Raw genomic sequence first — 23,209 nt, forward strand, 5'->3', positions numbered from 1 at the left:
GGGTTGGCATGCACAGGGGAGCGGGGGAACGCGAGTGGGATCCACAGCACGCGTGAGAACGGCCGTACTGGCCGCTGCGGTGGCCGGGGTACTGGTCACGGGGGCCGTACCGGCCGACGGCCGGTCGGCAGCGGCCGCGGGGTCCGCCGGGTTCGACGGGACCAAGACTTCGGCGAAGGCGACGGCGAACGCGAAACCGCCGGCGACCGTCACGTTGATCACCGGTGACCGGGCGACCGTCGGCGCGGACGGCCGCGTGCGCGGACTGGAACGCGGCAAGGGCCGGGAGGACATGGGGATCTCGATCCGGCGCGAGGCCGGCCACACGTACGTCGTCCCGCAGGACGCCCTGCGTCTGGTCGCCGACGGCGTGCTCGACCGCCGGCTCTTCGACGTCACGCAGCTGGTGAGGGACGGATACGACGACGCGCACCGCACCACGCTGCCGCTGATCGTCGGCTACCGGCAGGACGGCGCGGGGACGACGACGGCCTTCGGCGCGGCCCGCGATCCGTTCGCGCGCGCGGCCGTACGGGAACGCCGTGCGCTGCCGGCGGTCGGCGGTGAGGCGTTCGAGGCACCCAAGAGCGGCGCCCCGGCCCTGTGGGCGGCCATCTCCGCCAGCGCCACGGGCCGTACCGCGAACGGCACCGCCGCCCCCGCGCGGCCCGTCGCCCACGTCTGGCTGGACGCCAAGGTCAGGGCGGCCCTGGCCGAGAGCGTGCCGCAGATCGGTGCGCCCACCATGTGGCGGTCGGGCTACACCGGCAAGGGCATCAAGGTGGCGGTCCTGGACACGGGTGTGGACCAGACCCACCCGGACCTCAAGGGCGTCGAGATCGCCCAGAAGAACTTCAGCGAATCACCCGACGTCAAGGACCGCTTCGGGCACGGCACGCACGTGGCCTCCATCCTCGCCGGAAGCGGCGCGAAGTCCGGCGGCCGCTACAAGGGCGTGGCCCCCGACGTGCAGCTGCTGGACGGCAAGGTCCTGGCCGACAACGGCTTCGGCGATGTCTCGGGCATCGTCGCCGGCATGCAGTGGGCCGTCGACCAGGGCGCCAAGGTGGTCAACATGAGTCTGGGCCATGCTGACATCCCGGGTGTCGACCCGTTGGAGGCGGCCGTCGCCCGGCTGTCCGGCAAGGCCCTGTTCGTGGTGGCCGCGGGCAACGAGGGCGACAAACCCAGCACGCTCGGATCACCCGGCAGCGCCCCCGCGGCGCTCACCGTCGGCGCCGTCGACAAGCAGGACCAGATCGCAGACTTCTCCAGCCGCGGCCCGAACCTCGACGGCACCCCCAAGCCGGACATCACCGGCCCCGGCGTCGACATCACCGCCGCCCTGACCACACAGCGCGAGGAGCCCTCCGACGAGGGCTACATCGTCCAGTCCGGCACGTCGATGGCCTCTCCGCACGTCGCGGGCGCCGCCGCCCTGGTGCTCCAGCAGCACCCGGGCTGGAGCGGAGCCCGGCTGAAGGCACTCCTGACCGGTTCGGCCAAGCCCAACCCGCTGCTCAACGCCCATCAGCAGGGCGCGGGCCGCGTGGACCTGGAACGCGCCGCCACGGCCCTGGTCGTCTCCGAGCCGGGCTCCCTCGGCTTCGGCATGCAGTCCTGGCCGCACGCGGACGACAAGCCGGTCGCCAAGACCGTCACCTACCGCAACTACGGCACCGAGGCCGTCACCCTGAAGCTGACGGCGTCCGGCGTCGGCCCGTCCGGCAGCCCCGCCCCGGCCGGCATGTTCACCGTCAAGGACGCCCAGGTCACCGTTCCGGCCGGCGGCACCGCGAAGACCACCGTCATCGCCGACACCAGCAAGGGCAGCGTCGACGGCGTCTTCGGCGGCACCGTACTGGCGTCGGGCGACGGCCAGCAGGTGCGCACCGGTCTCGTGGTCGAGCGCGAGGTGGAGTCCTACGACGTCACGGTGCGGCACATCGACGCCGACGGCGCGCACCCGGCCACGTACACGACGACGATCAACCACGTCGGCGGGGAGGGCGAGTACGTGGAGCTTCCGTACCGCGCGAACGGCACGGTGGTTCAGCGGCTGCGCAAGGGGTCCTACCAGCTGGAGAGCCTGGTCTTCGCCCGGGACAACGAGCTGGGCTTCTTCGTCCAGCCGGTGCTGGAGGTGACCGGGAACGTCACGGTCACCCTCGACTCCCGCAAGGCCAAGCCGTTCGCCGTGAAGGCCCCGGATCCGGCCGCGAAGCTCGTCACGTCCACCGTTGGTTACAACGACGATGCCGCGGGCGTGGGCAACACCTGGTCCACCGGCGGGGTGCCGCCGATCCGCACCGCCCACCTCGGCCCGGCGTCCGCGACGATGCGGGCCCAGTTCAACGGCGTGTGGAAGAATCCCGGCGCGCCCGGCGCGAACGTCGACCACCGGCTCGCCTTCAACCGCAAGGGCACCTTCTTCACCGGCATGAAACGCACCGTCACCCGCGCCGAGGTCGCCGAGGTGAAGCTCGGCTTCGGCGCGTCCGTCACCGGGGCCAAGGGCCAGGTCCACATCCTGCCGCTGGACGATCGCGGGAGCAGCGTCGGCATCGAGGAACCGCAGGCCCGGAAGCTGCCGCAGACCACCACGCACTACCTCAGCACGGCCGGCGTCCGCTGGTCCTGGACGGCCGCGCAGCTCAACGCCCGCGGCGAGGCACGGATGCACTTCACCAAGGAGCGGGTGACCTACAAGCCCGGCTCCAGCCACACGCTGCGGTTCAACACCGGTGTGGTGGGCCCCGACCTCGCGGCGGTGAACCCCGAGGGGCGGGGTGCCAGGCGGACCGGTGACTACATCGACGCCAGGATCCCGCTCTTCAACGACGGCAGCGGCAACCCCGGTTCCTCGACCGTCACCGGCGGCTTCGCCCGGCTGGAATCGGGCGGTCGGGTGCTCGCGGAGGGGCCGGCCATGGACTGGCTGAGCGCCGAAGTCCCCGCCGCCTCCGCCGCCTACCGCCTCACGGTCCAGGCGAGCCGCTCCACCGCGGACACCTCCACCAGCACGAAGGTGGCGGGGGTGTGGACATTCACATCGGCCCGCCCGGCATCGGACCGCACGACCGCCCTGCCGCTGTCGACGGTCCGGCTCACACCGAAGCTCAGCCTGCGCGGCACCGCTCCGGCCGGCAGCACACTCAAGGTGCCGCTGAAGCTCAGCGGCCCGGCCGCCACGACCGGACGGGTCGCCGCACTGACCGTGAACATCTCCTACGACGGCGGCCGGACCTGGAAGCCGCTCACCGTGACGACCGACGCGCAGGGCGCCCGCTCGGTGAGCGTGAAGCACCCGGCGAGCGCCAAGGCCGTGTCCTTCCGGGTCGACCTGAAGGACACGGACGGCAACACCGTCCGCGAGACGATCACGAACGCCTACCGGCTCGCTCCATGAGGCAGTCCCGCGAAGCCGCGCGACGCCGACAACGGCGACGGTCCGATCACCCTGTCCGCCGGAACCGGAATGATCGACCGACCGTCCTAGTGGGCGCGCCTCGTGAGGCCCTGCCCGGTGCGTCGGCGCCGGGCAGGCGGCGACCGGAACCGCCCGTAGAATCCTGGCGACCACATCGGGGGAAAGTCGGTATGGAAACGATCATTGTGCAGTCGCCCGGTCCGTCGCGGCCGGGTGCCGTCGACGCGGGCACACCCGACCTGCTGCACATGGGACCGGGCGACGTGGCCGACTTCGGGCGCGGGCAGCCCGGCGGCCGGGACGTCTCCATCGTCCTGCCCGACCCCGGGGTCTCCCGGCGGGCGGGGCGGCTCGAGGCGGCCGAGGACTACTGGCGGCTGTCGAACTTCAGCCGTGACACCGCGTACGTGGTCGAGAATCTGGAGGGTGCCGGCGAGTACCTCACCGTCGCGCCCGGCCGGCTCGGAGCGCCGGTTCCCTTCGAGTTCTCCCGGGTCGTCCTGCCCGCGCTGAACGGGACCGTCGACTTCAAGGTGTTCGCACCACAGCACGCCTACCTGGACGAGCGATCCGCGCCCGGCGCCGGGGAGTTGACCGTGCATCCCTACGCGCTCGACGTGACGGCGAAGTACTTCCTGGTGCTGGTGGCGCTGTGCGAGCCACGGCTGCGCGACCCCTCGGACAGCGCGCTGCCCGGCGCCGGGGACATCGCGGAGCGGCTGCGCGCGCTGGAGAGCTGCCGCGGTCTGACCCGCTCAGCGGTGAACTACCACATCGACTACCTGGCCCTGACGAAACTACGCCTGGACCTCGGCGACGACCCCGGCGTCGACGGCAACGGCCGCACCGGCGTCAAGCGCGCCCGCCTCGCCTCCCTCGCCCTGCGCTTCGGCCTGGTGCGGGAGGAACACCTCGTCTTACTGCCGTCCCGCAGGCGGCCCGCCCCGCAGGAGAGTGGCGCATGACCACGCCAGGCGCCGAAGAGGGCGCACTCGACACACCCCGGCTCCCGGCCGGATTCCGCATCGACGGCTGGGAGTTGGACGCGGTCATCGGCTCGGGCGGCTGGGGGACCGTATACGAGGCCCGCGCGGTCACCGACGGCACGATCGCGGCGGTGAAGGTGCTGCCGACCGGAGGCCTGGCCCCCGGGCAGCGTGCCGCGCTCGGTGAACTGGTCGCGCGCGAGGTGCGGTTCAGCGCCGAGGCGGACCACCCGCATCTGGTACGGACGCACGCCGTGTGCACGGTGGACGCGCCGGACCTGCCCGCGCTGGACGGTGCGATCGCGCTCGTCATGGACCGCGCCGAGGCCAGTCTGCGGCAGGTGCTGGACGCCGCCGCGACCGGCCGCCCGATCCCGGACGCCGTGCGGGTGCTGCGCGGCGTCGCCGCCGGGCTCTCCCATATGCACGGCGCCGGTTGGGTGCACGGTGACCTGAAACCGGCCAACGTGCTGCTGGGCGCGGACGGCGCGGCCTGGCTCGCCGACTTCGGCCTGGCCACCGAACTCGACGGCACCCACGCCTATGTCCCGCCGCTCGGCACGCTCGACCATGTGCCGCCCGAGTGGTGGTCGCAGCGCACCGGCGCCAACGGGACGGTCGTACGCCCGACCGCCGACGTCTGGGCTTTCGGTGTTCTCGCCCACCAGGTGCTCACCGGTGGCCTCCACCCGTTCCCGGGCGCCACCGCGCGTGGGCGCTCGCTCGCCGCGCAGGCCTACGCCCGCGGCACGGCGCCCCTGCGGCTGGACGACGGGCTCGACGAGAACTGGCGTCAACTCATCAGCGACTGCCTGGCACCGGACCATGCGGGCCGCGTGCGCCACACCGCCGAGAGCATCTCCGACCGGATCGAACGACTCTCACAACCGCGTGTCCGGCGCCGGCTGGTTCCGGTCGCCGTGGCGCTCGCCGTGATGTCCGCCGCCGCCCTCGCCGGCGGCGCGATGCTCGGGGGCGGCGGTGCCGGGGGCGACGGTGACGACGACAAGGGGCGCAGTGCCCCCGCCGTCGTCACCGGTGCGCACAGCCCGGTCGCCGCCGGGGAGATCCCGGAGGACTCCGACGTACCCGCGGCGCTGCGCCCGGTCATCGTGAAGGCCGCCCACCGCTGCACCGACGCGGAGGTCACCCCCGCGCTGCTCGCGGCCATGCTCAAGGCGGAGAGCGGATTCGACGTGAACGCGGCCCGCCCGGAGAGCGAGGAGTACGGCATCGCCATGTGGACGCCGTCGGTGTTCCGGGCCTGGGCGGTGGACGGTGACGGCGACGGGGACAAGGACTACCGGTCGGCGCCGGACGCCATCTCCACGATGTCGGTGTACGTGTGCTGGTTGGACCAGCAGTTCAAGCAGGCCCGGATGCCCGCCAAGGATCTTCCCGCGCTGATCGCGGCCGGCTACCGCACGAGCGACCGCACCGTCATCGAGGAGGGCGGTGTCCCCGAACGCGTGCGACCCCACGTCGACAAGGTGCTCCGCTTCCTCGCCGCCTATCAGCGCTGAGGAAACGGAGCCCGCGTCAAGGGCTGCTCAGCAGTCCTTCACGTCCGGCATCTTGTTGTCGGGCGAGCTGATGTAGATGTTGGAGATCCAGCCGCCGTACTGCGGGAGATAGGCCCACCAGTCGTTCGTGTACGGCGGCACCTGGACCTCCTCGCCCCGCGCCTGGCAACCCACCAACACCTCGACACCGGCCGGGAGTTGGGTGATCGCGGCGTTGCCCGTCGAGGCATTGGGCCGGACGTTCACATGGTCGCTCCAGGTGCCGTACCACCACCCCGCCGGCCGTGTCGCGCCCGGAACGTTCAGCGAGCGGGTCAGCCGGCCGATGTCCGTGTACGCCTTCCCGTACGACGTACCGACCGGATGCAGCGTGAACACGGCCACGATGGACCGGTCACCGGCACCGACGGTGCCCGTGCTGTGCAGCGCCGGCCGGGTCAGATCCACGTCCGCGGCGGCGGCCGGAGCGGCGCTCGCCGTACGCGTCGCGCTCGTGGTGCCCGCCGGCCCGCAGGTGCCCTTCTCGTACGACCCCGACCAGCCCTGCTTCACCGCCCACGGCTTCTCGAACGCCCCGGCGACACCGAAGTGCTGGTCGAAGCCGTCCGAGGCACAGCGGGTGGACTTGCGCAGGTTGCCCATCACGAAGTCGCGTACGGGAGCGGGCGCCGAGTCCAGGAGGTAGCGGTAGATCGCCACGGTGTCGCGGGCGGAGAGCGCGGTGTAGCCCCAGTAGCCCGGGTGGGTGGCGGGCGGCGGCGCGGTGTCCCGCAGGCCGAGGCGCTGCACCATGCGGGTGATGATCGCCGAACCGCCGTTGTCCGACCAGTAGTTGTCGGCGGCGCTGTCCTTGCTGCTGCGCAGCATCGGCTCCAGCCATGCCCGGTCGGCGGCGGGCACGACATAGCCGGGGCCGCGGTCCCACAGGTAGTCCAGCGCCAACAGCAGCTTGACGACGGACGCGGACCGGAAGGTGGCGCTCGAGTTGAGCTGTTCGGTGAAGGCCCCCGTCTGCCGGTCGAACACCGCGACCCCGGCCGTGACGCCGGCGGGCACCTGGACGGACGCGGCGTCGGCCTGTGCGGGCCGCTCGCTCGGAGCGTCGGCGGCGGCGGACCCCACGGCGCCGCCGACCAGCAGCAGCGTGACGGCGGCGGCGATCAGTCGGCGCTTCACAGGTGGTTCTCCTGAAGGCGGAGCGAGTCGACAGGCGTGAGGGCGAGCGCGGCGGCGTCGCGGGGGCGCGTGCGCGTGATGCGAACGCTGTCGGAGCCGGCGGCGGAGGTGATGATGGAGATGGTGGCGAGTGCGGAGCGCAACGGGCGCATGAAAGCCGTCTCTTCCTGTCTGTGGAGGGTGCCCCGCGGTACGGCCGGGGCCTGGAAGACGACTCGAACCCTAGAAACGGAAGCGGTGCCGCGGTACTGACGGATGTCAGGGTGGCGCCCGGAGCTCCACCGGCTCACCCCGACAGCAGGTTGACGAGTGCCCCTCCCGACGCGGTGCGCCGCGCCATCACGTGCTGTCCCCGGCGCTCCCGGGTGAGGAGACCGGCCGTCTCCAGCTGAGCGCAGTGGTACGTCACGGTCGCCGGCGTGCAGTTGAGCGCGGAGGCCAGCGAGCCCATGGTGCACGGGCGGACCAGCTCGCGCAGGATCCCCGCCCGGAGCGAGCCCACCACCAACGTGAGCGGATCCCTCGCGGGGTCGGCCTCCTGAGCCGTCCACAGCGTGTCCAGGCCGGGCACTGGATAGCCGAACCACACCGCGTCGGAACGGTCGAAGCTGAAGACCGAGGCACCTCGGCCCGACACGATGGGCACCAGCACCACGCGGCGGGCACCCCGTTCGAACGTCTCGGGGTGCGGATCCGGCACGGACAGCGTCTGCCCGGAGAAGCGGATCTTGGGCCCGAGCCCGGTCAGCACGAGCGGCAGAGCGTCGCTGACGACCGCCACACCCACCCGCTCGGTCTCCCGGGCGAGCAGGGAGCCGGCCCGCGCCCACATCGGCCCGAAGGCCTCCCACACGGCACCGAGAATCGCCGCGTACGCGTGGATGAACGCCTTCGGCCGGTCGACGACCCCCTGCCACTGCCGGGGCACCCTCCCCTCGAAATCCGCCTCCAGCTCCCGCAGCAGCACCTCGGACGGAACCTCCGCCAGCCGTTCCAGCTGGACCGAGAGGTCGGTCTCCCACAGCGGCGCCGTAGGGGTGAGGCAGTCGGGGACCATCGAGTACTCGCGGGCGAACAGCGGCCGCAGAACCGCCTCGGCCCCCTCGGGCACCGCGGAGCGCAGCGCCCGCCGCCAGGTGGGGTGCACGCCCTGGGACCGGCCGCCCAGCGCGTCCGCGACGAGCGACATCAGGGTGACGCCGGGCTGTGCCACGACGGACACCGGGACCGTTTCCAGCGGTCCCAGGCGCAATTCGGAGAACCGGGCCATGAACTCTCTCCCGTTGACGTACTGCCACCCCTTGGGACGCACAGGTCCGGGCAAAAGTTTCGACCCGCTTGAGCAAAAAGCGCCGACCGGGACACGTTTTGAAGTCCCTCGAAATGCTGGGCCGTGCGCCCGCCTTTGAACAGACTGTGTCCGACCACGGGGGACGGTGGCGGCTGACCATCCGCGCACATCGCTGTGCCCCGCGCACGACACGTCACAGAGACGGGGCACTCAATGAATCTTCGAAGCCGTACCGGCAGGGCGCTGTTCGCCGTGTCGGCGGCCTCGGCCGCCACCCTGGGGCTCGTCACCCCCGCCGAGGCCGCCATCCACGACTGCCGGGTGTCGGGCGACCGGGCGAACTGCGCCTACGTCACGGGCATCGACCCGGGCTCCTGGCTCCAGATGCGCACCGGCCCCGGCTACGGCTACGCCGACGTGCCGTCCGGGCGCCTGGACAACGGGCGGGAAGTGGGCCTCGCCTGCTGGACCACGGGTGACGGGGCCGCGGACAACCCGAACTACCGCTACTGGATGCGGGTCGACGTCGGAGTGCGCTCCGGTTTCGTCAACGACTGGTACCTCGACACCGGCAGTCCCGCGGTGTGGCAGCAGCGGATCCCGCAGTGCTGAAGACCCTGACCACCAAGAGGGGGAACCCCATGAACTCCGTACACCGCAAGATCCTCGGTTTCGCGACCGTCTTCGCGACCGCCGCGACCATGATGGCCACGGCCACCCCGGCGAACGCCGCGATCTACACCTGCCGGATGTCCGACGCGAACATCCCGTGCACGACGGTCACGGGCATCGACCCGGGCTCCTGGCTCCAGGTGCGCACCGCCCCGTCCTACAGTGCCGGCCCGATCGACCAGGCGTACAGCCGCCTGTACAACGGCAACCAGGTCGGTATCACCTGCTGGACCACGGGTGAGGGCGCCGCCGACAACCCGAACTACCGCTACTGGATGCACATCGAGGTCGGCAACAGCCGTAGCGGCTACGTCAACGACTGGTACCTGGACACCGGTGGCCCGGCGACGTGGAAGCAGCAGATCAGGCAGTGCCCCTGACATCGGCGGCCGCTCCCGCCCCGCACATCGACCTGAGGAACTGAATTGACGTTGAACAACCGCCGACGCCTGGCCGTCGGTGCCACCCTGATCGCCGCTCTCGCCGCCGGTGTGGTCCCCGCCGCCACCGCGCAGGCCGCACCCGCCGCTCCCGGCGCCGTGCGCGAGACCACACCCGCCCCCGACATGGACGGCGTCTCCGCGGCGCTGAAGGCCGCCATGGCCCAGGGCGCTCCGGGAGCGATGGCACGGTTCATCGGCCCCGGTGGTGTGGAGACCCGCACCATGGGCGTGCGCGACCGGGAGTCCGGCGCCGCCATGGACATCCGCGCCCGCTTCCGGATCGGAAGCGTCAGCAAGACCTTCTCCAGCGTGGTCCTGCTCCAGCTGGTGCAGGAGGGGAAGCTGGAGCTCGACGCCCCGGTCAACCGGTATCTGCCGGGGCTGCTGCCCGACGACCGGATCACGGTGCGTCATCTCCTGACCCACCGCAGCGGTCTGTGGGACTACACGAACGCGATGTTCGAGCAGACCGTCCCCGGCTTCGAGGCGGTGCGCAACCGGGTCTTCAGCTACCAGGAGCTGGTGGACCTCTCCCTCAAGGAGCCCCGCACCACCGAGCCCGGCGTGTCGTACCAGTACTCCAACACGAACTTCGTGGTAGTGGGCATGCTCATCGAGAAGCTCACCGGGAAGCCGGTCGCCAAGGAGTACCAGAGCCGCATCATCGGGCCGCTGGGCCTGCGCAACACCTCGTACGTCCATCCCGACACGCGCATCGCGGGCCTGCAGGTCCGCGGCTACCTGCATCCCGACGAGGAGGGCGGCGCGCTGGTCGACTCCACGGAGCAGACGGTGTCCTGGGCGCAGTCGGCGGGCGCGATCATCTCCAGCCCGACGGACCTGAACGTCTTCGTCATCGCGCTGATGCGGGGCAAGCTGCTCTCGCCGAAGATGCTGGAGGCGATGACCACCGTCACGCCGACCGACACCACCAACACCCGCTTCTACGGCCTGGGCCTGCGCCGCTACGACCTGTCCTGCGGGACGCAGGTCTACGGCCACACCGGCACCGTGCAGGGTTACTACACCTACGCCTTCGCCACCCGCGACGGCCGGCGCAGCCTCTCCGCGATGGCCAACACCTCGAACAGGGGCTCCGCCAACACGGCGCTCGGCGGCACGCTCGAGGCCGCGTTCTGCGGCAAGAAGCCGGCGTCGGCGGCAGCGTCACCCACGCAGTCCAGGTCGTCCATGCCGCCGGCCGAGCAGGACCTGCGCGAACAGCGCTGACACCCCGGCCCGCCTCACGAGCGAACGATGACCGCGTCCCCCGACCCCGGCACACAGCGGGGTCGGGGGACGCGGTCGTCGACCTTGACGGTTCGGGCGACCTCCTCGGACCGCGAGACCGCCACTGCATGCGAGACGCCGTGTCCGCAGGCGGCTTCGGGGTACTCGTGGGCTCGGGCGTAGGACAGTGGGAGGTGCCCTCATGGGATGCGGTGCAGACGGCCGACCCACCCTCCGCGACGGTGAGACAGATGACGCTCCAACCGCACGTACCGCCCCTCCGGGTGGCGGGGATGACGGCGAGCGCGTGACCGTCGACGAGGACAGCAACATCATCCGGGGCGAGGACTGAGCGGGCTTTCGTGGAGAACGTCCGTGCGCAGTCCGCCGGTCGACCGACGCCACCTCCGGCCTGCGGAGGGGGAACGCACGGTAGGCCGCGCATGTGCCGAGCCCGCGCATGCAGTGGAGGAACAGGGCCGGCGCTGCCTGCTGCTGCCGGGCGACCTGACGGACCCGGAGTTCTGCCGCGAGGCCGTCGAGCGGACCGTGTCGGCACTGGGCGGGCTGAACGTGCTGGTCAGCAATGATCGTCCCCGGCCCGGCGACACCCGATGAGAAGCCGTCCGTCCCGGCCGCGTGGCACCGCACAGACTCAGCAGCAGATAGGGGCCGAGCCCTTCTTCGCCTGTTCGGCCCCTACTGCGTCGCGGACTCACACCGCGACGAGCTTCTCGAAGAAGAACTCGTGCTTGAGGAAGGAGGTCTCGTGTTCCGCCCCCGGATAGGGAGGGATGAGCTGGGCGGCCTGGAAGAGCCGCCAGCCGTCCCGCAGCGCGGCGACGCCGGTCCGGTACGGGGGCTCGTCGCTGTCGCCGGTGGTGGGGTGGGTGGCGCCGGTGCCGTCGTAGTGGGCCCAGCCGACCACGTCCGAGTCGAGTGCGGAGGTGGCCAGGTACAGGACGAGAACCTGCTGGCGGGTGGTGCTCGCGGCGGCCCTGGTGGGCTCGTGGTCCGTGACGGTCATGCCTGGCTCCTCTCGGCGGGCCGGTTGGCGATCCGGGTGGCCCAGTGGTCGACGTCGAATGCGGGGTCGCCCGTCAGGGCGCGCCACAGCTGGATCCGGTTGTGGATCTCCAGCCGTCCGGTGGCCGGTTCGTACCAGGGGAAGGTGCGGCTCAACTCCGAGGCCACGACGGGAGATTCCTGGTCCGTGGTGTCCCACAACCGGACCTGCGGCACGGTCGGGTTGAAGCGGATCTTGTACATGTGGCGGACGGTGTCACTGTCGTTGCGCCGCCCGCCGTGCCAGATGCCGTGATGCAGCAGCATGACGGTGCCGGCGGGACAGGTCAGCCGGGTCTGTCCGAGCAGGTTCTGGTACCGGCCGGTGTCCGACTCGTTGGTGCGGCGCAGATGGCTGCCCGGCACGACGAGCGTGCCGCCCATGTCCGCGGTGACCTCCTGCGGGTAGTACATGAGCTGCACATCGAACGCGTCGGTCCGCACATCGATGAGGGCATCGGCGTGCAGCGGCTGCGCGCTGCCCTCGTGCGGTTCGCGGGTGTGCACGAAGTGGTGGTCGACGGTCGGGTCCGGTCCCACCAGACTCTCCAACGCACCTGCCACGGCAGGCAGTTCGACGAGCCTGCGGGCGAAGGAGCCCTCGGCGAAGGCCTTCGGCACAGAGGTGCCGTACGGCACGGCCGGCAGCCCGGCGGCGAAGACGCCGAGCGCCTCCTCGTTCATCTCCCGGGGCACGATGCCGTCGAGGCGCAGGAAACCATGGGCCACGAACCGCGCCACCTGGACGGAGTTCAGCAGCTGTCGTGTGGTTGACATACGACGACCGTAGAAGCCGCCGCCGGGCCTGTCGTGGGCTGTATTCGGCGAGTACTGGTAATTTCTCGCCATGCAGCAGCAGGTGGAACTCGCCCTGGATCTGCCGCCTCAGGTGGCGAACGCGGGCGTGGGCGTACACGGGGCGGCCGGTCCGCACGAGGTGTTCCGCCTGCCGCGGCTGTGGCAGCTCCATCTCTACAACTACCGCGGCACGTTGGAGTTCGGCGGCGTCTCGCACCCGATTCGCCCTGGCCATGTGAGCCTCGTGCCGCCCGACACCGAGGTGCACTTCCACTACGACGCCCCGCACTGCGAGCACCTCTACGCCCACTTCCGGCTGCCCGGCGACGGAGAGCGGCGCCGGCTCCCCGCGATGCAGGACGCCGGTGCGGACGCGGTGGCGCTGAGCGGGCTGCTGCGGCAGACGGTCGCGGCGAACACACACTCCCCGGTACGGGCCTCCGCGGAGCTGTGGACGGTGCTGTGGCGCACGACCGCCCTGACCGGCTCCACCGGCAACAGCACCAGCCCCCGGCATCCCGCCCTGCAGACGGCCATGACCCACATCGAGGAGCACCTGGCCGGCCCGCTGAGCATCCCCGCCGTCGCCCGCGCCGCAGGCGTCTCGCACACCCATCTGACCCGGCTCTTCCGCGACGACACGGGACACACGGTCGTCGGCTACATCCGGCACCGTCGCATGGAGCGCGCCCGCCACCTCCTGATCGCCTCGACCCTGGCCATCCCGGCGATCGCGGCCGCCGTCGGCATCGGCGACCTCCAGGCGTTCAACAAGACCTGCCGCAGGGAGCTCGGCGCCTCGCCGCGCGCGGTGCGGCAGGCGGCGAGCGGCTGAAACGGCCCCCAGGGGGCCATGAGGAAAACCCGTGTGCGTACGGGATCTCGACCATGCCACGATGGCGGCGGGAAGCGAGGTGCCGTGGACGAGTTGGGGCGTTTCCGTCGAGCGGTCATCGCCTGGGCGGCCGGCGGGGCAAGGGCGGACGAAGCCGCTACGGCGTCGCGCGAACTGGCCGACGGTGTACGCACGATCGTCCTCGTCGAGGGAAACAGCGATCAGGTAGCCCTGCACACCCTGGCTGCGCGCTACGGCCGGGACCTGGACACCGAAGGCGTCGCGGTGGTGCCCCTGGGAGGCGCGACGAACATCGGACACTTCCTCGACGTGTGCGGTCCGACCGGGCTCGGCCTGCCGCTGGCCGGTCTCTGCGACGTCGGCGAGCAACGGCACTTCCGCCGTCACCTGGGACGGGTCGGGCTGGAGGCCGGTCACTCGCAGGCCGGCCTGGAGGCTCTCGGGTTCCACGTCTGCGTAGCCGACCTGGAGGACGAACTGATCCGCGCCCTCGGGCCCGAGCGCGTGCAACAGGTGATCGAGACGCAGGGTGAGACACGCCCCTTCCACACCTTCCAGGGCCAACCGGCGCAGCGTGAACGGCCCGTGGAACACCAACTGCGCCGCTTCATGGGCACGCACAGCGGCCGCAAGGCCCTTTACGCCCAGGCGCTGGTCACGCACCTGGACCTGGAACGCGTGCCGGAGCCCCTGGATCGCCTCCTCGCGCACGTCTGATCCGGAGCGGATCCCGGGGGTACATGGGGCATGGCCGATTCCGGACTCTCCGGATGTGCATATTCCAGTTTTCGATTTCCTTCGCACATCGTGTGTGTCGTTTCCGCTTAAACTACGGAGGCTCTGCGGAGAGGAAGCACGCGTGAGTGAACCGACGGATCCCGCCTGCCCGGAGTGCGGCACACCCCGGCCTGCGGACGGCAGCCTGGCCTGTTCCTGCGCCCGCCGCGCATCCGACGCTCACCGAGCGGCCCGCACGGCGGAGGCCGCGGCCGCGGAGGACTTCGACCCGGTACGCATACGGCCCTTCGTGGAGATCGGCGACGAACCGCCCGGCGAACCGGCTGATGGCCCGGAGGGCACCCAACCGCCCCCGCTGCCAAGCTCCTTGTCCGAGGCGGAGGAACCATCCGCGCCGAGCACCACAGGACCCGCCGAGCAGACAGCGGCCCCACACCTCCATGAACCCGCCCCACCGCCCTCGGATGCCGTCACAGGGAATCCGTCACGCCGGCGACCTGTCCTGCTGGCCACCGGAGTCGGTGCCGCAGCGGCCGTCCTGCTGACGGGATGCTTGGTCGGCGGGCTCCCTTGGTACGACAGCCCTGAGCGGGACGATTCCCAGTCCGGCGGCGTACGTGCGGGCCTGCCGGACGGACAGCCCACAGGAACCGATCCCTCGTCCCCTGCTCCCTCCCGGCCAACGTCCTCAGAGCAGCCGACCCCGTCTTCCTCTCCCTCTCCGGACACGACCTCGACCACAGACCTGCCCACCCCGACGACCGGCCCGGCCAGCCCCACCGGAACCACGTCCAGCACGGCCGGCGCCACCGCCCGTCCCCCAGCGAGCGCCCCCGAGGACGCGGCCCCGGTCCTGCGCCTCGGCGACCAGGGACCCGAGGTGACCGAACTCCAACTCCGCCTGCGGCAGACCGGCTTCTACGACGGCGAGGCCGACGGCACCTACGACCGCGACGTGGAGAACGCGGTCCGCGGCTACCAGTTGACCCGTGTGGTGCTCGCGGACGAGCCCGGGGTCTACGGCCCGGCGACGCGGGCCTCACTCGAATCCGAGACCTCGCAGCCCTGAAAAGTCAGGTGCCCAACGCCCTGGTCCTGCACTACGGTTGGCCGCGGTTCAGGTGCGCAGGCTGCGGCTACTTCTCCTGTAAAGAGAGCGACGCGGGTTCGAATCCCGCCGCCGGCTCCGGCCGGTGTCGTCTAGCGGCCCAAGATGCCATGTGCCGCCGCCGATCTCGACCTCTGAACCACACCGGCGTGAGCCGCCCGCCACGGGGGAGAACCGGCGGGCGGCTCCGCAGGCCGGGTACGGCGGGTGGATCAGGGCAGCAGCACCGCATGGCATCGAAACCGCGTTTCACGTTGGCTGCGACGACCCTTGACGCACCGAACCCGCACGAACTGGCGCGGTTCTACCAGAGCCTGCTCGGCTGGCCGGTGCGGAAGGCGGAATCGGACTGGATCGAGATCGCGGCGCCCGACGGCAGCGCCGGTCTGTCGTTCCAGGCAGAGCCGCTCTTCACGCGCCCGCGATGGCCCACCACCGCGTCCGGGCAGCAGACGATGATGCATCTGGACATCGAGGTGGACGATCTGACCTCAGCCGTCGAGCACGCCGTGGCACTGGGGGCGACCGTGGCGGACTTCCAACCCCAGGCCGACGTACGTGTCCTGTGCGACCCGGCGGGCCACCCGTTCTGCCTCTTCGTGCACACGGGCCCGAGCGCCTGACGGGCCGGCGCCAGGCGACCCGTCGCGGAGAGTGACGCGTCGTGAGCGCGGTTCTGGAGGCGCCGACTACCAGTTGCGGCGCCGAAGTTGACAGCGGCCGGACCCGGTCTCAGTATCGGCAGTAATGGCGGATTGTCGGATTTGGCCTGCTTCGATGAAGAGGCTGACCTGCGTCCCGGCCTTCCCGCTCTGGTCGGCGCCGTGCACTTCGTCGTCCCCCGCGCCTGCGCGCGCCCGCCGGCTTCCGCTCCACATGCGAGACGGACAAAGCACCCAGGGAGACGACCATGAACGAGCCCGCAGAACCCGCCGAGCAGCCACCACCCGAGAGCGCGGCGATCCGCTTCGACGCGACCGTCCACCCCGGGATCACCAACCACAACCTCCGCGCCGTCGCCGACCTCGACCTGGACCGGATGCCCGACCCCGAGGACGAGGTCCGGCTGCTGGTCACCCCGGAGGACTGCCGACGGCTGCTGGAGAGCGGCTACGAGGTCCACCTGCGCGCCCTGGTGCCGGTACGGCCGGTTCCCGCCGAGCTCGTGGCCACCGACGAGTCGGTCATGGCCTGGCTCGACGAGCGGGTCCAGGGCATCGAGCGATCGGGGGGCGCGTGATGTACCGGACGGTCGCCCAGCTCGACTCCCTCACCGCGGCTCTCGCCAACTGGTTCCCCCAGCTGTGCACCCGGACCAGGCTGCCGGAGCGCTCCGTGCAGGGGCGCGACGTGTACGCCCTGCGCCTGCGCTCCGGCACGGGCACCAACCGCCGGGGCGTGCTCCTGATCGGCGGCACCCACTCCCGCGAGCTGATGAACCCCGACGCCCTGGTGGAACTCGCCGTCGACCTGGTCGTCAGCCGACTGAACGGCACGGACGTCGTCTACGGCGGCCGCACCTGGAGCGCCCAGGACGTCCGGCTCATCCTCGAGACCCTCGACGTGTGGATCGTGCCCTGCATCAACCCGGACGGCCGCCACCACGTGATGACGGTCGACGGCATGTGGCGCAAGAACCTGCGTGACAACCCGGGCACCGCCTGTGACGGCGTCGACCTCAACCGCAACGCGGCCATCCTGTGGGGCGTCACGGAGGGCCAGACCTCGTGCAGCCCCTGCAGCGACGTCTACGTCGGACCCGGCGCCTTCTCGGAGCCGGAGACCCGCAACGTCAAGCATCTGCTGGACACGCAGACCATCCACACCTTCGCGGACGTGCACTCGTACTCGGAACTCGTCCTGTATCCGTGGGGACACGCCTTCAACCAGAGCACCAACCCGGCGCAGCGGTTCACGACGCTGCCGACGGGGACGTGCGCGCCCATCGGTGTCTCCGGCTACCAGGAGTACATCACCGTGCGCGACCAGCAGCGCTTCGAGACGGTGGCGGGCCGGATCGTGGACGCGATCGCCGCGGTACGCGGCCGGGCGTACACCCCGCAGACCGGACGCGCGCTCTACGCGACCACGGGCACGCAGAGCGACTACGCCTACAGCCGGCACATCGCCGACCCGGCTCAGGGCAAGACCTACGGCTTCACCTTCGAGACCGGGCCGCGGGCGGCGACCCTCGAGGAGTCCTTCCATCCGGCGGATCCCACGCTCATCAAGCGTGACGCCAAGTCGGGCCTGATCGCGCTCGCCCAGCAGAGCATCTGCGCGTTCGACCTGATCGGCCTGAAACTGCTGGGCCGGCGCAGCGAGGTGGACGCCCTGCGCACCGTCCGCGACGAGGCACTGGCGAAGACCGAGGCCGGACGCGAGTGGATCACCCTCATCGAACGGGTCGAACTCCCCATCGCCCCGGTCCTGCTGGACGACGAGCGCCTGGCGGCCAAGGCAGCGAAGCTGCTCGCCCATGCCGGGCAGCTCGCGACGGACACGGACCAGCAGTTCGGCGACGAGGAGGCCGACCTGGGCCTGGACCTGCTCCGCGACCTCGATGCCAGGTGCGGCGCCGAGGACGGCGCGGTGCACACCGACCTCAAGGCCGTCAGCGCACTCCTCGAGCGGCTGCGGGGCCGGTCGTCCGCCGAGATGCTGAAGCACCTGACCACCCAGGGCCCACGCGACGGCTGACCGCCCGGGCACGATCCCGAACGGTCCGCGGCCGCGCAGGTCACATGTCCGAGCGCCTCACGGCCTGGAGCAGTGAGGCGCCCAGGGGCAGGGCATGGCACGCCGTCATCTCGAACCCCGCCTCCGCGAGGAGACGTCCGTAGTGGTCCTCGGTCCGTTCCCGGCCGCCCACGTTGCACAGCATATGAACGTCCCAGGCCACCGCGGGCGACGACACCCCTTCCTGCCGGGGCAACAGCCGCTCCACGACGAGCAGTTCGCTGCCCGCCCGCATCGCCCGCGCGCACCGGCGGAGAATGGACAGACACCGTTCGTCGTCCCAGTCGTGCAGCACCCGGGACAGCAGATAGACGTCGCCGCCCGCCGGTACGGCCATGGTGAAGTCCCCGGCGACGAACGAGCACCGCCCGTCGAGCCCCGCCGTGGCCAGTTCCTCCCGGGCGGTCGCCAGCGCCTCGGGCCGCTCCAGCAGCACGCCCTCCAGATGCCCGTGCGCCCGCAACACCCGCCCGAGCAGGGCACCGTTCCCGCCGCCCACGTCGACGACGCGCCGCGCACCCGTGAAGTCCACCAGCGCCGGAACCGGCGTGAACATCTCGGCGCTCGCGGCCATCGCCCGGTGGAACAGCCCACCGAGCTCGGGCCGTTGGGCGAAGTAGGCGAAGTGGTGCTCCCCGTACCGGTGGGCGAAGGCCTCCCGACCGGTGCGCACGGAGTACGTCAGCCCGGCGAAGGAGTCGTAGAACGGGCCGCCGTAGAGCAGGGCCAGTGGCCGTAGGGAGAACTCGGCGCCGGTGCGCAGGAGTTGGCCGAGAGCGGTGAGGTGGTACGTCTCCTCGGCGGATGTCAGCAGGCCCAGCGAGGCCAGATAGCGCAGCAGTCTGCGCAGTGCGTCCGGATCGGTTCCGGTGCGGGCCGCGAGGTCGTCGGCGCCGAGCCCCGGCCGGTCGGCGAGGTGATCGGCGATCTCGAGCTCCGCCATCGCGGCGACGGCCTGGGTGGCCCAGGCGCCGGTCATGACGTCGAGCAAGGACACCGAGGGGTCCGGCAGCGGCTCGTGGCGGCCGGGCAACCGGAGCTCGAAGCGGCGGTGCTGCCGGGTACGGAAGTACAGGACGGTCACGTTCTCGTGGCTGTTGTAGCCGCCGCCGTCCGGCACCGCACCGCCGCGCTCCTGGAGCAGCGTCCGCAGCCCGGCCGGGACGACCGTCCCCGGCACGGTGACCGCGAACGCGTGGTGCACCTCGTGCTCGGCGGCGCGTTCGTCCTCGGCGACGAGTTCTCCGGGGGAGTCCGGCGGTACTGGCAGGGCGAAGATCTCCACGCTGCGCCCGTCCACGGGTACGTGCACGATCCCCACCGGGCTGTCGCCGACGAGCGAGCCGTAGCGGCGCACGAGCCGCTGACGGACCACCACACTCGGGGTGAGACGCCCCGCGTCGAAACCGTGCCGCCGGAGTTCCTCACGGAGCCCGTCGAGGGAGGCGGGGAAGACGAGGACGGCGGTGTGGTCGTACACGAGGTGGCGGCAGACGTCGGCCCGCTCCTCGGCCGTGAGTCCGGGCAGGAGTTCGGCGAGAACCTGCTCGGTGTCGTGGGCGCGGACATGGGTGGCCGCGCGCTCGATGCGCTCCAGGTCGGATGCGTTCAGGCAGGCCTGTGCGACAGGGAGGTTCATGAAGGGGTTTCCGATGATCGTGCGGACGGAACCGGGATGCGCAGACGCGGATCCCGGGAATCAGATGCCGGTGTAGTTCTCGGCGAACAGGTCCTGATGGGTGCGCGAGGTGCGCAGGCTCTCCAGCCGGGCGTACTGCAGCGCGCGCCCGTACCGGGCCTCGGCGCTGTCGTCGGCTGGGCCGTGCAGCAGCCCGCTCATCCAGTGCGAGAACTCGTGGGCCCGCCAGACGCGCGGCAGACAGTCGGCGGCGTACCGGGCAAGGCCGTTCTCGTCCCCGTGGGCCAGGGCGCCGTGCAGCGCCCGGGCGAGCAACTCGGCCTGGAGTACGGCGAGGTTGGCGCCCTTGGCCGCCGACGGACTGATGAGCCCCGCGGCGTCACCGGCCAGCCACAGCCGCCCGGCCCCCGGGCTCTCCAGCACGTCGGAACGCAGGTCGACGACCGCCTTCTCCAGCACGGCGCCCTCGTGCAGCGGTCCGAACTCGGCCGTGCGCATCCGGGTCGCGAGCTCGGCCCAGATCCGCTCCTCGCTCCAGTCCGCCGAATCGGTTCCGCGCGGGCACTGGAGGTAGTACCGGGTGACGGACGCCGTACGGGCCATGTGCCCGGCGAACCCCCGTTCGTGCAGGGCGTATCCCACGGCCGCGAGGCTGGGCGGGGCCTGGACCAGCACCGCCAGCCAGGACACCCCGTGGTCCCACCGGTCCGCGGACACCCCGCGAGCGGCCAGTGCTCGACGCGCGACTCCTCGATGCCCGTCGCAGCCTGCGACATACCTGCCCGTCACGTCCGCGCCGCCGCGCACCCGCACCCGGCCCTCCGAGACGTCCTCGGCCTCGGTCTCGAACCGAAGGTCACCGCCGCGCCGCAGATACTCGGCCACCAGGTCCCGGACCAACTCCTGCTGGGGATAGACGGTGTGCACCTCGCCCCGCCCCAACCGCCCGTAGTCCAGGGTGAACTCGCCACGGTCACTGCGGAACAGACACGTCCCGTGCGTCCGGCCCCGGCCCAGCACTCCCGCCCCCAGGCCGTTCTCCGCCAGGATCCGCACCGAGTGCGCCGCCAGGAACCCGGCCCTGGCCCGCCCCTCCACGGCCGCGCGGCTGCGCCGTTCCAGGATCACGCAGTCGACCCCGCGGTCCAGCAGCAGATTCCCGAGAACCAGCCCCGCCGGCCCGGCCCCGAGGATCACGACTCCGGCCTGCGTCCCCGTGTAGAACCGTTTCCCCATGCCCGCCTCTGAAGTGCCCGTTGGATCAAGGGGTTTCCTATCATCCCGATCATGGACATAGGTACCTGAAATCGATCAATTGCTCCACAAGGGTGATCATCGCTGAAGTCGCATCGGCAGCCCTGACATCTGTCGGCGCCCGCCGGCGGCCCTGCCGCCCTCCGTGATCCCCATGTGGCCCGCACGTTTCGCCTCGAGCGGTGCGATATTCGTTTGACCGGGCTACGGGGCGACGCTGCATTGTGGCCCGGCACCACCTGTCGTGGTGCCGGTCACCCGAGGAGGCAGCGGCAGCGATGGAGATACGTCCCACGACCGACGAGGATCTCGACGTCTTCGTCGACACGGTCCATGCCGCGTTCGGGCACTTCCCCGAAACCCCGGTGGAGGGTGGCGGGCTCTGGTGGTCGGCGCTCGAAACGGACCGCTGCCTGCTCGCCCTGACGGCGGACGGGCGGCCCGTCGGCACCGCCGCCGCGCACTCGTTCGAACTGACCCTGCCTGGTGAGACCCTCGCCTCGGTCTCCGGGGTGACCGCCGTCGGCGTCCTGCCCACGCACCGACGCCAGGGCGTGCTCAGCGCGATGATGCGGCATCAGCTCGCCGAGTTCCGGGACCGCGGGGAGTTCCTCTCCGTACTGCTCGCCTCCGAGGCCACGATCTACGGCCGGTTCGGCTACGGACCGGCGACCTACACACGTCGACTGACGGTGCCGCGCCACCGGGGTGCCTTCGCCGCCCCCCGAGCGCACGGGCTGCCCGACGCACCGGCGACCGGCCCGAACGGCGGCCCGGACAGTGGCACGGACAGCGGCTCGGTCGAGGTGCTGCGTCGTGCCGAGTGCGGCGCGATCCTGGAAGAGGTCTACGACCGCTATCGCCGCGCCCAGCCCGGCGCGCTGTCCCGGCCGCACCGCTGGTGGGCCTTGCGTGCGGGGCAGCCGCCGATCTCGCCGGCGCCGCGCTACATCGCCGTCCACCGGGATGCCGACGGCGTTCCGGACGGATACGCCAGCTACTCGATCGACTCCGGCACCCTGACGGTCGACGAGACCATCACCACGGACGACGCCGTCTTCACGGCCCTGGCCCGCTTCGTACTCGGACACGACCTGGTCTCCCAGGTCGTGTTCAAGCACGTCCCGCCCCAGCACCCGCTGCGCCGGCAACTCGAGGACTTCCGCGCCGGTGAGGTGGGCGGCGACATGGACTGGCTCTGGGTACGTCTCCTCGACGTCCCGCGTGCGCTGACGGCACGCGGCTGGTTCACGGACGGCGAACTCGTCCTCGACGTCGTCGACCCGTTTCTCGGCGAGCGCGGCCGCTATCTGCTGACCGTCAAGGACAGCAAGGCCGACTGCGTGCCCACGGACCGGGAGCCCGACCTGTCCCTCGACGTGCGCGACCTGGGCTCGGTCTACCTCGGCGGCACCGCCCCGAGCACGCTCGTGCGCGCCGGACACATCCGCGCCCACCACCCGGACGCGGCCACCCTCGCCGACGCCCTTTTCCGCACCGACGGCCCTCCGCACTGCCTGCACTGGTTCTGACGGCGATGCGGTGAGCGGGCGCTACGCGCGGCATGGGATCGCGCCCAGGCCCCTGTCGCAGACAAGGTCCTGGGCGCGCTGAGATCACGCGGGGGAGACCACGCCGCTCTCCTCGACGACGATCGTCTGGGAGGTGGCACCGTTGCGGCTGCCGAGCGCCTCGATCGCCTTGACGATGTCCTCGCCCTCGACGACCTCGCCGAACACGACGTGCTTGCCGTCGAGCCACGGGGTCACCACGGTGGTGACGAAGAACTGCGAGCCGTTGGTGTTCGGGCCCGCGTTGGCCATGCTCAGCAGGAACGGCCGGTCGTGCTTGAGCTGGAAGTTCTCGTCGGCGAACTTCTCGCCGTAGATGCTCTTGCCGCCGGTGCCGTTGCCGTTGGTGAAGTCACCGCCCTGGAGCATGAACTCGGGGATGACGCGGTGGAAGGGGGAGCCCTTGTAGCCGTAGCCGTTCTGGCCGGTGGCCAGCTCGCGGAAGTTTCGGGCGGTCTTCGGTACGACCTCGTCGAACAGCCGGAAGACGATGCGGCCGAGAGGCTTGCCGTTCGCGGAGACCTGGAAATAGACGTTCTCACTCATGGTGCTGATTCTCCACCATGGAGGTTCAGGTCGAAGCGAGACCCCTCCCACGCCGTGTCGAACGAGTCGTTCCGCGCGCATTTTCCCCCGGATCGTCGGCGACCAGAGTGGACCCGACACCGGGTACCTGGCTGGCCGACCTGG

General features: G+C 71.2%; 22 protein-coding genes. 14 read left to right on the plus strand and 8 right to left on the minus strand.

The genetic code is table 11. The features are described from left to right. Positions 1–52: 52 nt before the first annotated feature. The 3 genes from ABKA17_RS22615 to ABKA17_RS22625 all read left to right on the plus strand — a co-directional run bounded on the left by ABKA17_RS22615 (position 53) and on the right by ABKA17_RS22625 (position 5,939). The gene (locus ABKA17_RS22615) at positions 53–3,409 is read left to right on the plus strand and encodes a S8 family peptidase (RefSeq protein ID WP_353693989.1); all 3,357 of its coding nucleotides are present in this window, start codon (positions 53–55) and stop codon (positions 3,407–3,409) included. Between the two features lie 191 nt (positions 3,410–3,600). Continuing rightward, the gene (locus tag ABKA17_RS22620) at positions 3,601–4,395 is read left to right on the plus strand and encodes a serine/threonine protein kinase (RefSeq protein WP_353693990.1); all 795 of its coding nucleotides are present in this window, start codon (positions 3,601–3,603) and stop codon (positions 4,393–4,395) included. Beyond that, complete coding sequence (locus ABKA17_RS22625) at positions 4,392–5,939, plus strand: serine/threonine-protein kinase (protein ID WP_353693991.1); 1,548 nt, start codon at positions 4,392–4,394, stop codon at positions 5,937–5,939. Before ABKA17_RS22620 ends, ABKA17_RS22625 begins: the two co-directional genes overlap by 4 nt. Before the next feature lie 27 nt (positions 5,940–5,966). Here the strand turns inward: ABKA17_RS22625 and ABKA17_RS22630 are convergent, their stop codons facing one another. The 3 genes from ABKA17_RS22630 to ABKA17_RS22640 form a co-directional block, all read right to left on the minus strand. Then, entirely contained in the window at positions 5,967–7,115 is a 1,149-nt protein-coding gene (locus ABKA17_RS22630; RefSeq protein WP_353693992.1) for a hypothetical protein, read from the minus strand. After that, entirely contained in the window at positions 7,112–7,267 is a 156-nt protein-coding gene (locus ABKA17_RS22635; protein ID WP_353693993.1) for a hypothetical protein, read from the minus strand. Before ABKA17_RS22635 ends, ABKA17_RS22630 begins: the two co-directional genes overlap by 4 nt. Positions 7,268–7,401: 134 nt before the next feature. Next, positions 7,402–8,385 carry an ArsR/SmtB family transcription factor gene (locus ABKA17_RS22640; RefSeq protein WP_353693994.1) on the minus strand — a complete coding sequence of 328 codons (984 nt, stop codon included), beginning with the start codon at positions 8,383–8,385 and terminating at the stop codon, positions 7,402–7,404. Positions 8,386–8,619: 234 nt separating this feature from the next. On the opposite strand from ABKA17_RS22640, the gene ABKA17_RS22645 reads away from it, so the two are divergent. The 4 genes from ABKA17_RS22645 (at position 8,620) to ABKA17_RS22660 (ending at position 11,369) form a co-directional block, all read left to right on the plus strand. Further along, the gene (locus tag ABKA17_RS22645) at positions 8,620–9,018 is read left to right on the plus strand and encodes an SH3 domain-containing protein (RefSeq protein ID WP_353693995.1); all 399 of its coding nucleotides are present in this window, start codon (positions 8,620–8,622) and stop codon (positions 9,016–9,018) included. Between the two features lie 29 nt (positions 9,019–9,047). Continuing rightward, positions 9,048–9,458, plus strand: coding sequence for a hypothetical protein (locus ABKA17_RS22650; RefSeq protein ID WP_353693996.1), 411 nt, complete (start codon positions 9,048–9,050; stop codon positions 9,456–9,458). Positions 9,459–9,503: 45 nt separating this feature from the next. Beyond that, positions 9,504–10,751, plus strand: a complete 1,248-nt coding sequence (locus tag ABKA17_RS22655) for a serine hydrolase domain-containing protein (RefSeq protein WP_353693997.1) — start codon at positions 9,504–9,506, stop codon at positions 10,749–10,751. Positions 10,752–11,126: 375 nt separating this feature from the next. Next, positions 11,127–11,369, plus strand: coding sequence for a hypothetical protein (locus ABKA17_RS22660; RefSeq protein ID WP_353693998.1), 243 nt, complete (start codon positions 11,127–11,129; stop codon positions 11,367–11,369). Positions 11,370–11,466: 97 nt separating this feature from the next. Here the strand turns inward: ABKA17_RS22660 and ABKA17_RS22665 are convergent, their stop codons facing one another. Next, positions 11,467–11,778, minus strand: coding sequence for a hypothetical protein (locus tag ABKA17_RS22665; protein WP_353693999.1), 312 nt, complete (start codon positions 11,776–11,778; stop codon positions 11,467–11,469). Then, positions 11,775–12,593: a phytanoyl-CoA dioxygenase family protein gene (locus ABKA17_RS22670; protein ID WP_353694000.1), complete on the minus strand. Its 819-nt coding sequence runs from the start codon at positions 12,591–12,593 to the stop codon at positions 11,775–11,777. Before ABKA17_RS22670 ends, ABKA17_RS22665 begins: the two co-directional genes overlap by 4 nt. Before the next feature lie 70 nt (positions 12,594–12,663). Here ABKA17_RS22670 and ABKA17_RS22675 point away from each other — a divergent pair, with 70 nt between their 5' ends. From ABKA17_RS22675 to ABKA17_RS22700, 6 genes are all read left to right on the plus strand, one after another. After that, positions 12,664–13,449 (plus strand): AraC family transcriptional regulator, encoded by a 786-nt coding sequence (locus ABKA17_RS22675; protein WP_353694001.1) that lies wholly within the window; start codon positions 12,664–12,666, stop codon positions 13,447–13,449. A gap of 84 nt (positions 13,450–13,533) precedes the next feature. Then, positions 13,534–14,187 carry a TOPRIM nucleotidyl transferase/hydrolase domain-containing protein gene (locus tag ABKA17_RS22680; protein WP_353694002.1) on the plus strand — a complete coding sequence of 218 codons (654 nt, stop codon included), beginning with the start codon at positions 13,534–13,536 and terminating at the stop codon, positions 14,185–14,187. A gap of 901 nt (positions 14,188–15,088) precedes the next feature. Beyond that, positions 15,089–15,277, plus strand: a complete 189-nt coding sequence (locus tag ABKA17_RS22685) for a peptidoglycan-binding domain-containing protein (protein WP_353694003.1) — start codon at positions 15,089–15,091, stop codon at positions 15,275–15,277. Positions 15,278–15,546: 269 nt separating this feature from the next. Then, complete coding sequence (locus ABKA17_RS22690; RefSeq protein WP_353694004.1) at positions 15,547–15,939, plus strand: VOC family protein; 393 nt, start codon at positions 15,547–15,549, stop codon at positions 15,937–15,939. A 287-nt stretch (positions 15,940–16,226) separates the two neighbouring features. Beyond that, positions 16,227–16,556 (plus strand): hypothetical protein, encoded by a 330-nt coding sequence (locus tag ABKA17_RS22695; protein ID WP_353694005.1) that lies wholly within the window; start codon positions 16,227–16,229, stop codon positions 16,554–16,556. Beyond that, positions 16,556–18,016 (plus strand): M14 family zinc carboxypeptidase, encoded by a 1,461-nt coding sequence (locus ABKA17_RS22700; RefSeq protein ID WP_353694006.1) that lies wholly within the window; start codon positions 16,556–16,558, stop codon positions 18,014–18,016. The genes ABKA17_RS22695 and ABKA17_RS22700 overlap by 1 nt, the downstream gene beginning before the upstream one ends. 40 nt (positions 18,017–18,056) lie before the next feature. Here ABKA17_RS22700 and ABKA17_RS22705 read toward each other — a convergent pair whose 3' ends face one another. After that, positions 18,057–19,694 carry a methyltransferase gene (locus ABKA17_RS22705; protein ID WP_353694007.1) on the minus strand — a complete coding sequence of 546 codons (1,638 nt, stop codon included), beginning with the start codon at positions 19,692–19,694 and terminating at the stop codon, positions 18,057–18,059. Between the two features lie 60 nt (positions 19,695–19,754). Next, positions 19,755–20,930, minus strand: coding sequence for a 4-hydroxybenzoate 3-monooxygenase (locus ABKA17_RS22710; protein WP_353694008.1), 1,176 nt, complete (start codon positions 20,928–20,930; stop codon positions 19,755–19,757). Positions 20,931–21,226: 296 nt separating this feature from the next. On the opposite strand from ABKA17_RS22710, the gene ABKA17_RS22715 reads away from it, so the two are divergent. Further along, complete coding sequence (locus ABKA17_RS22715) at positions 21,227–22,480, plus strand: GNAT family N-acetyltransferase (protein ID WP_353694009.1); 1,254 nt, start codon at positions 21,227–21,229, stop codon at positions 22,478–22,480. Positions 22,481–22,564: 84 nt separating this feature from the next. Here ABKA17_RS22715 and ABKA17_RS22720 read toward each other — a convergent pair whose 3' ends face one another. After that, complete coding sequence (locus tag ABKA17_RS22720) at positions 22,565–23,065, minus strand: peptidylprolyl isomerase (protein ID WP_353694010.1); 501 nt, start codon at positions 23,063–23,065, stop codon at positions 22,565–22,567. Between the last annotated feature and the right edge of the window lie 144 nt (positions 23,066–23,209).

This window comes from Streptomyces sp. RG80 (genome assembly GCF_040446465.1).
In the GTDB taxonomy this organism is placed as follows: Bacteria; Actinomycetota; Actinomycetes; order Streptomycetales; family Streptomycetaceae; genus Streptomyces.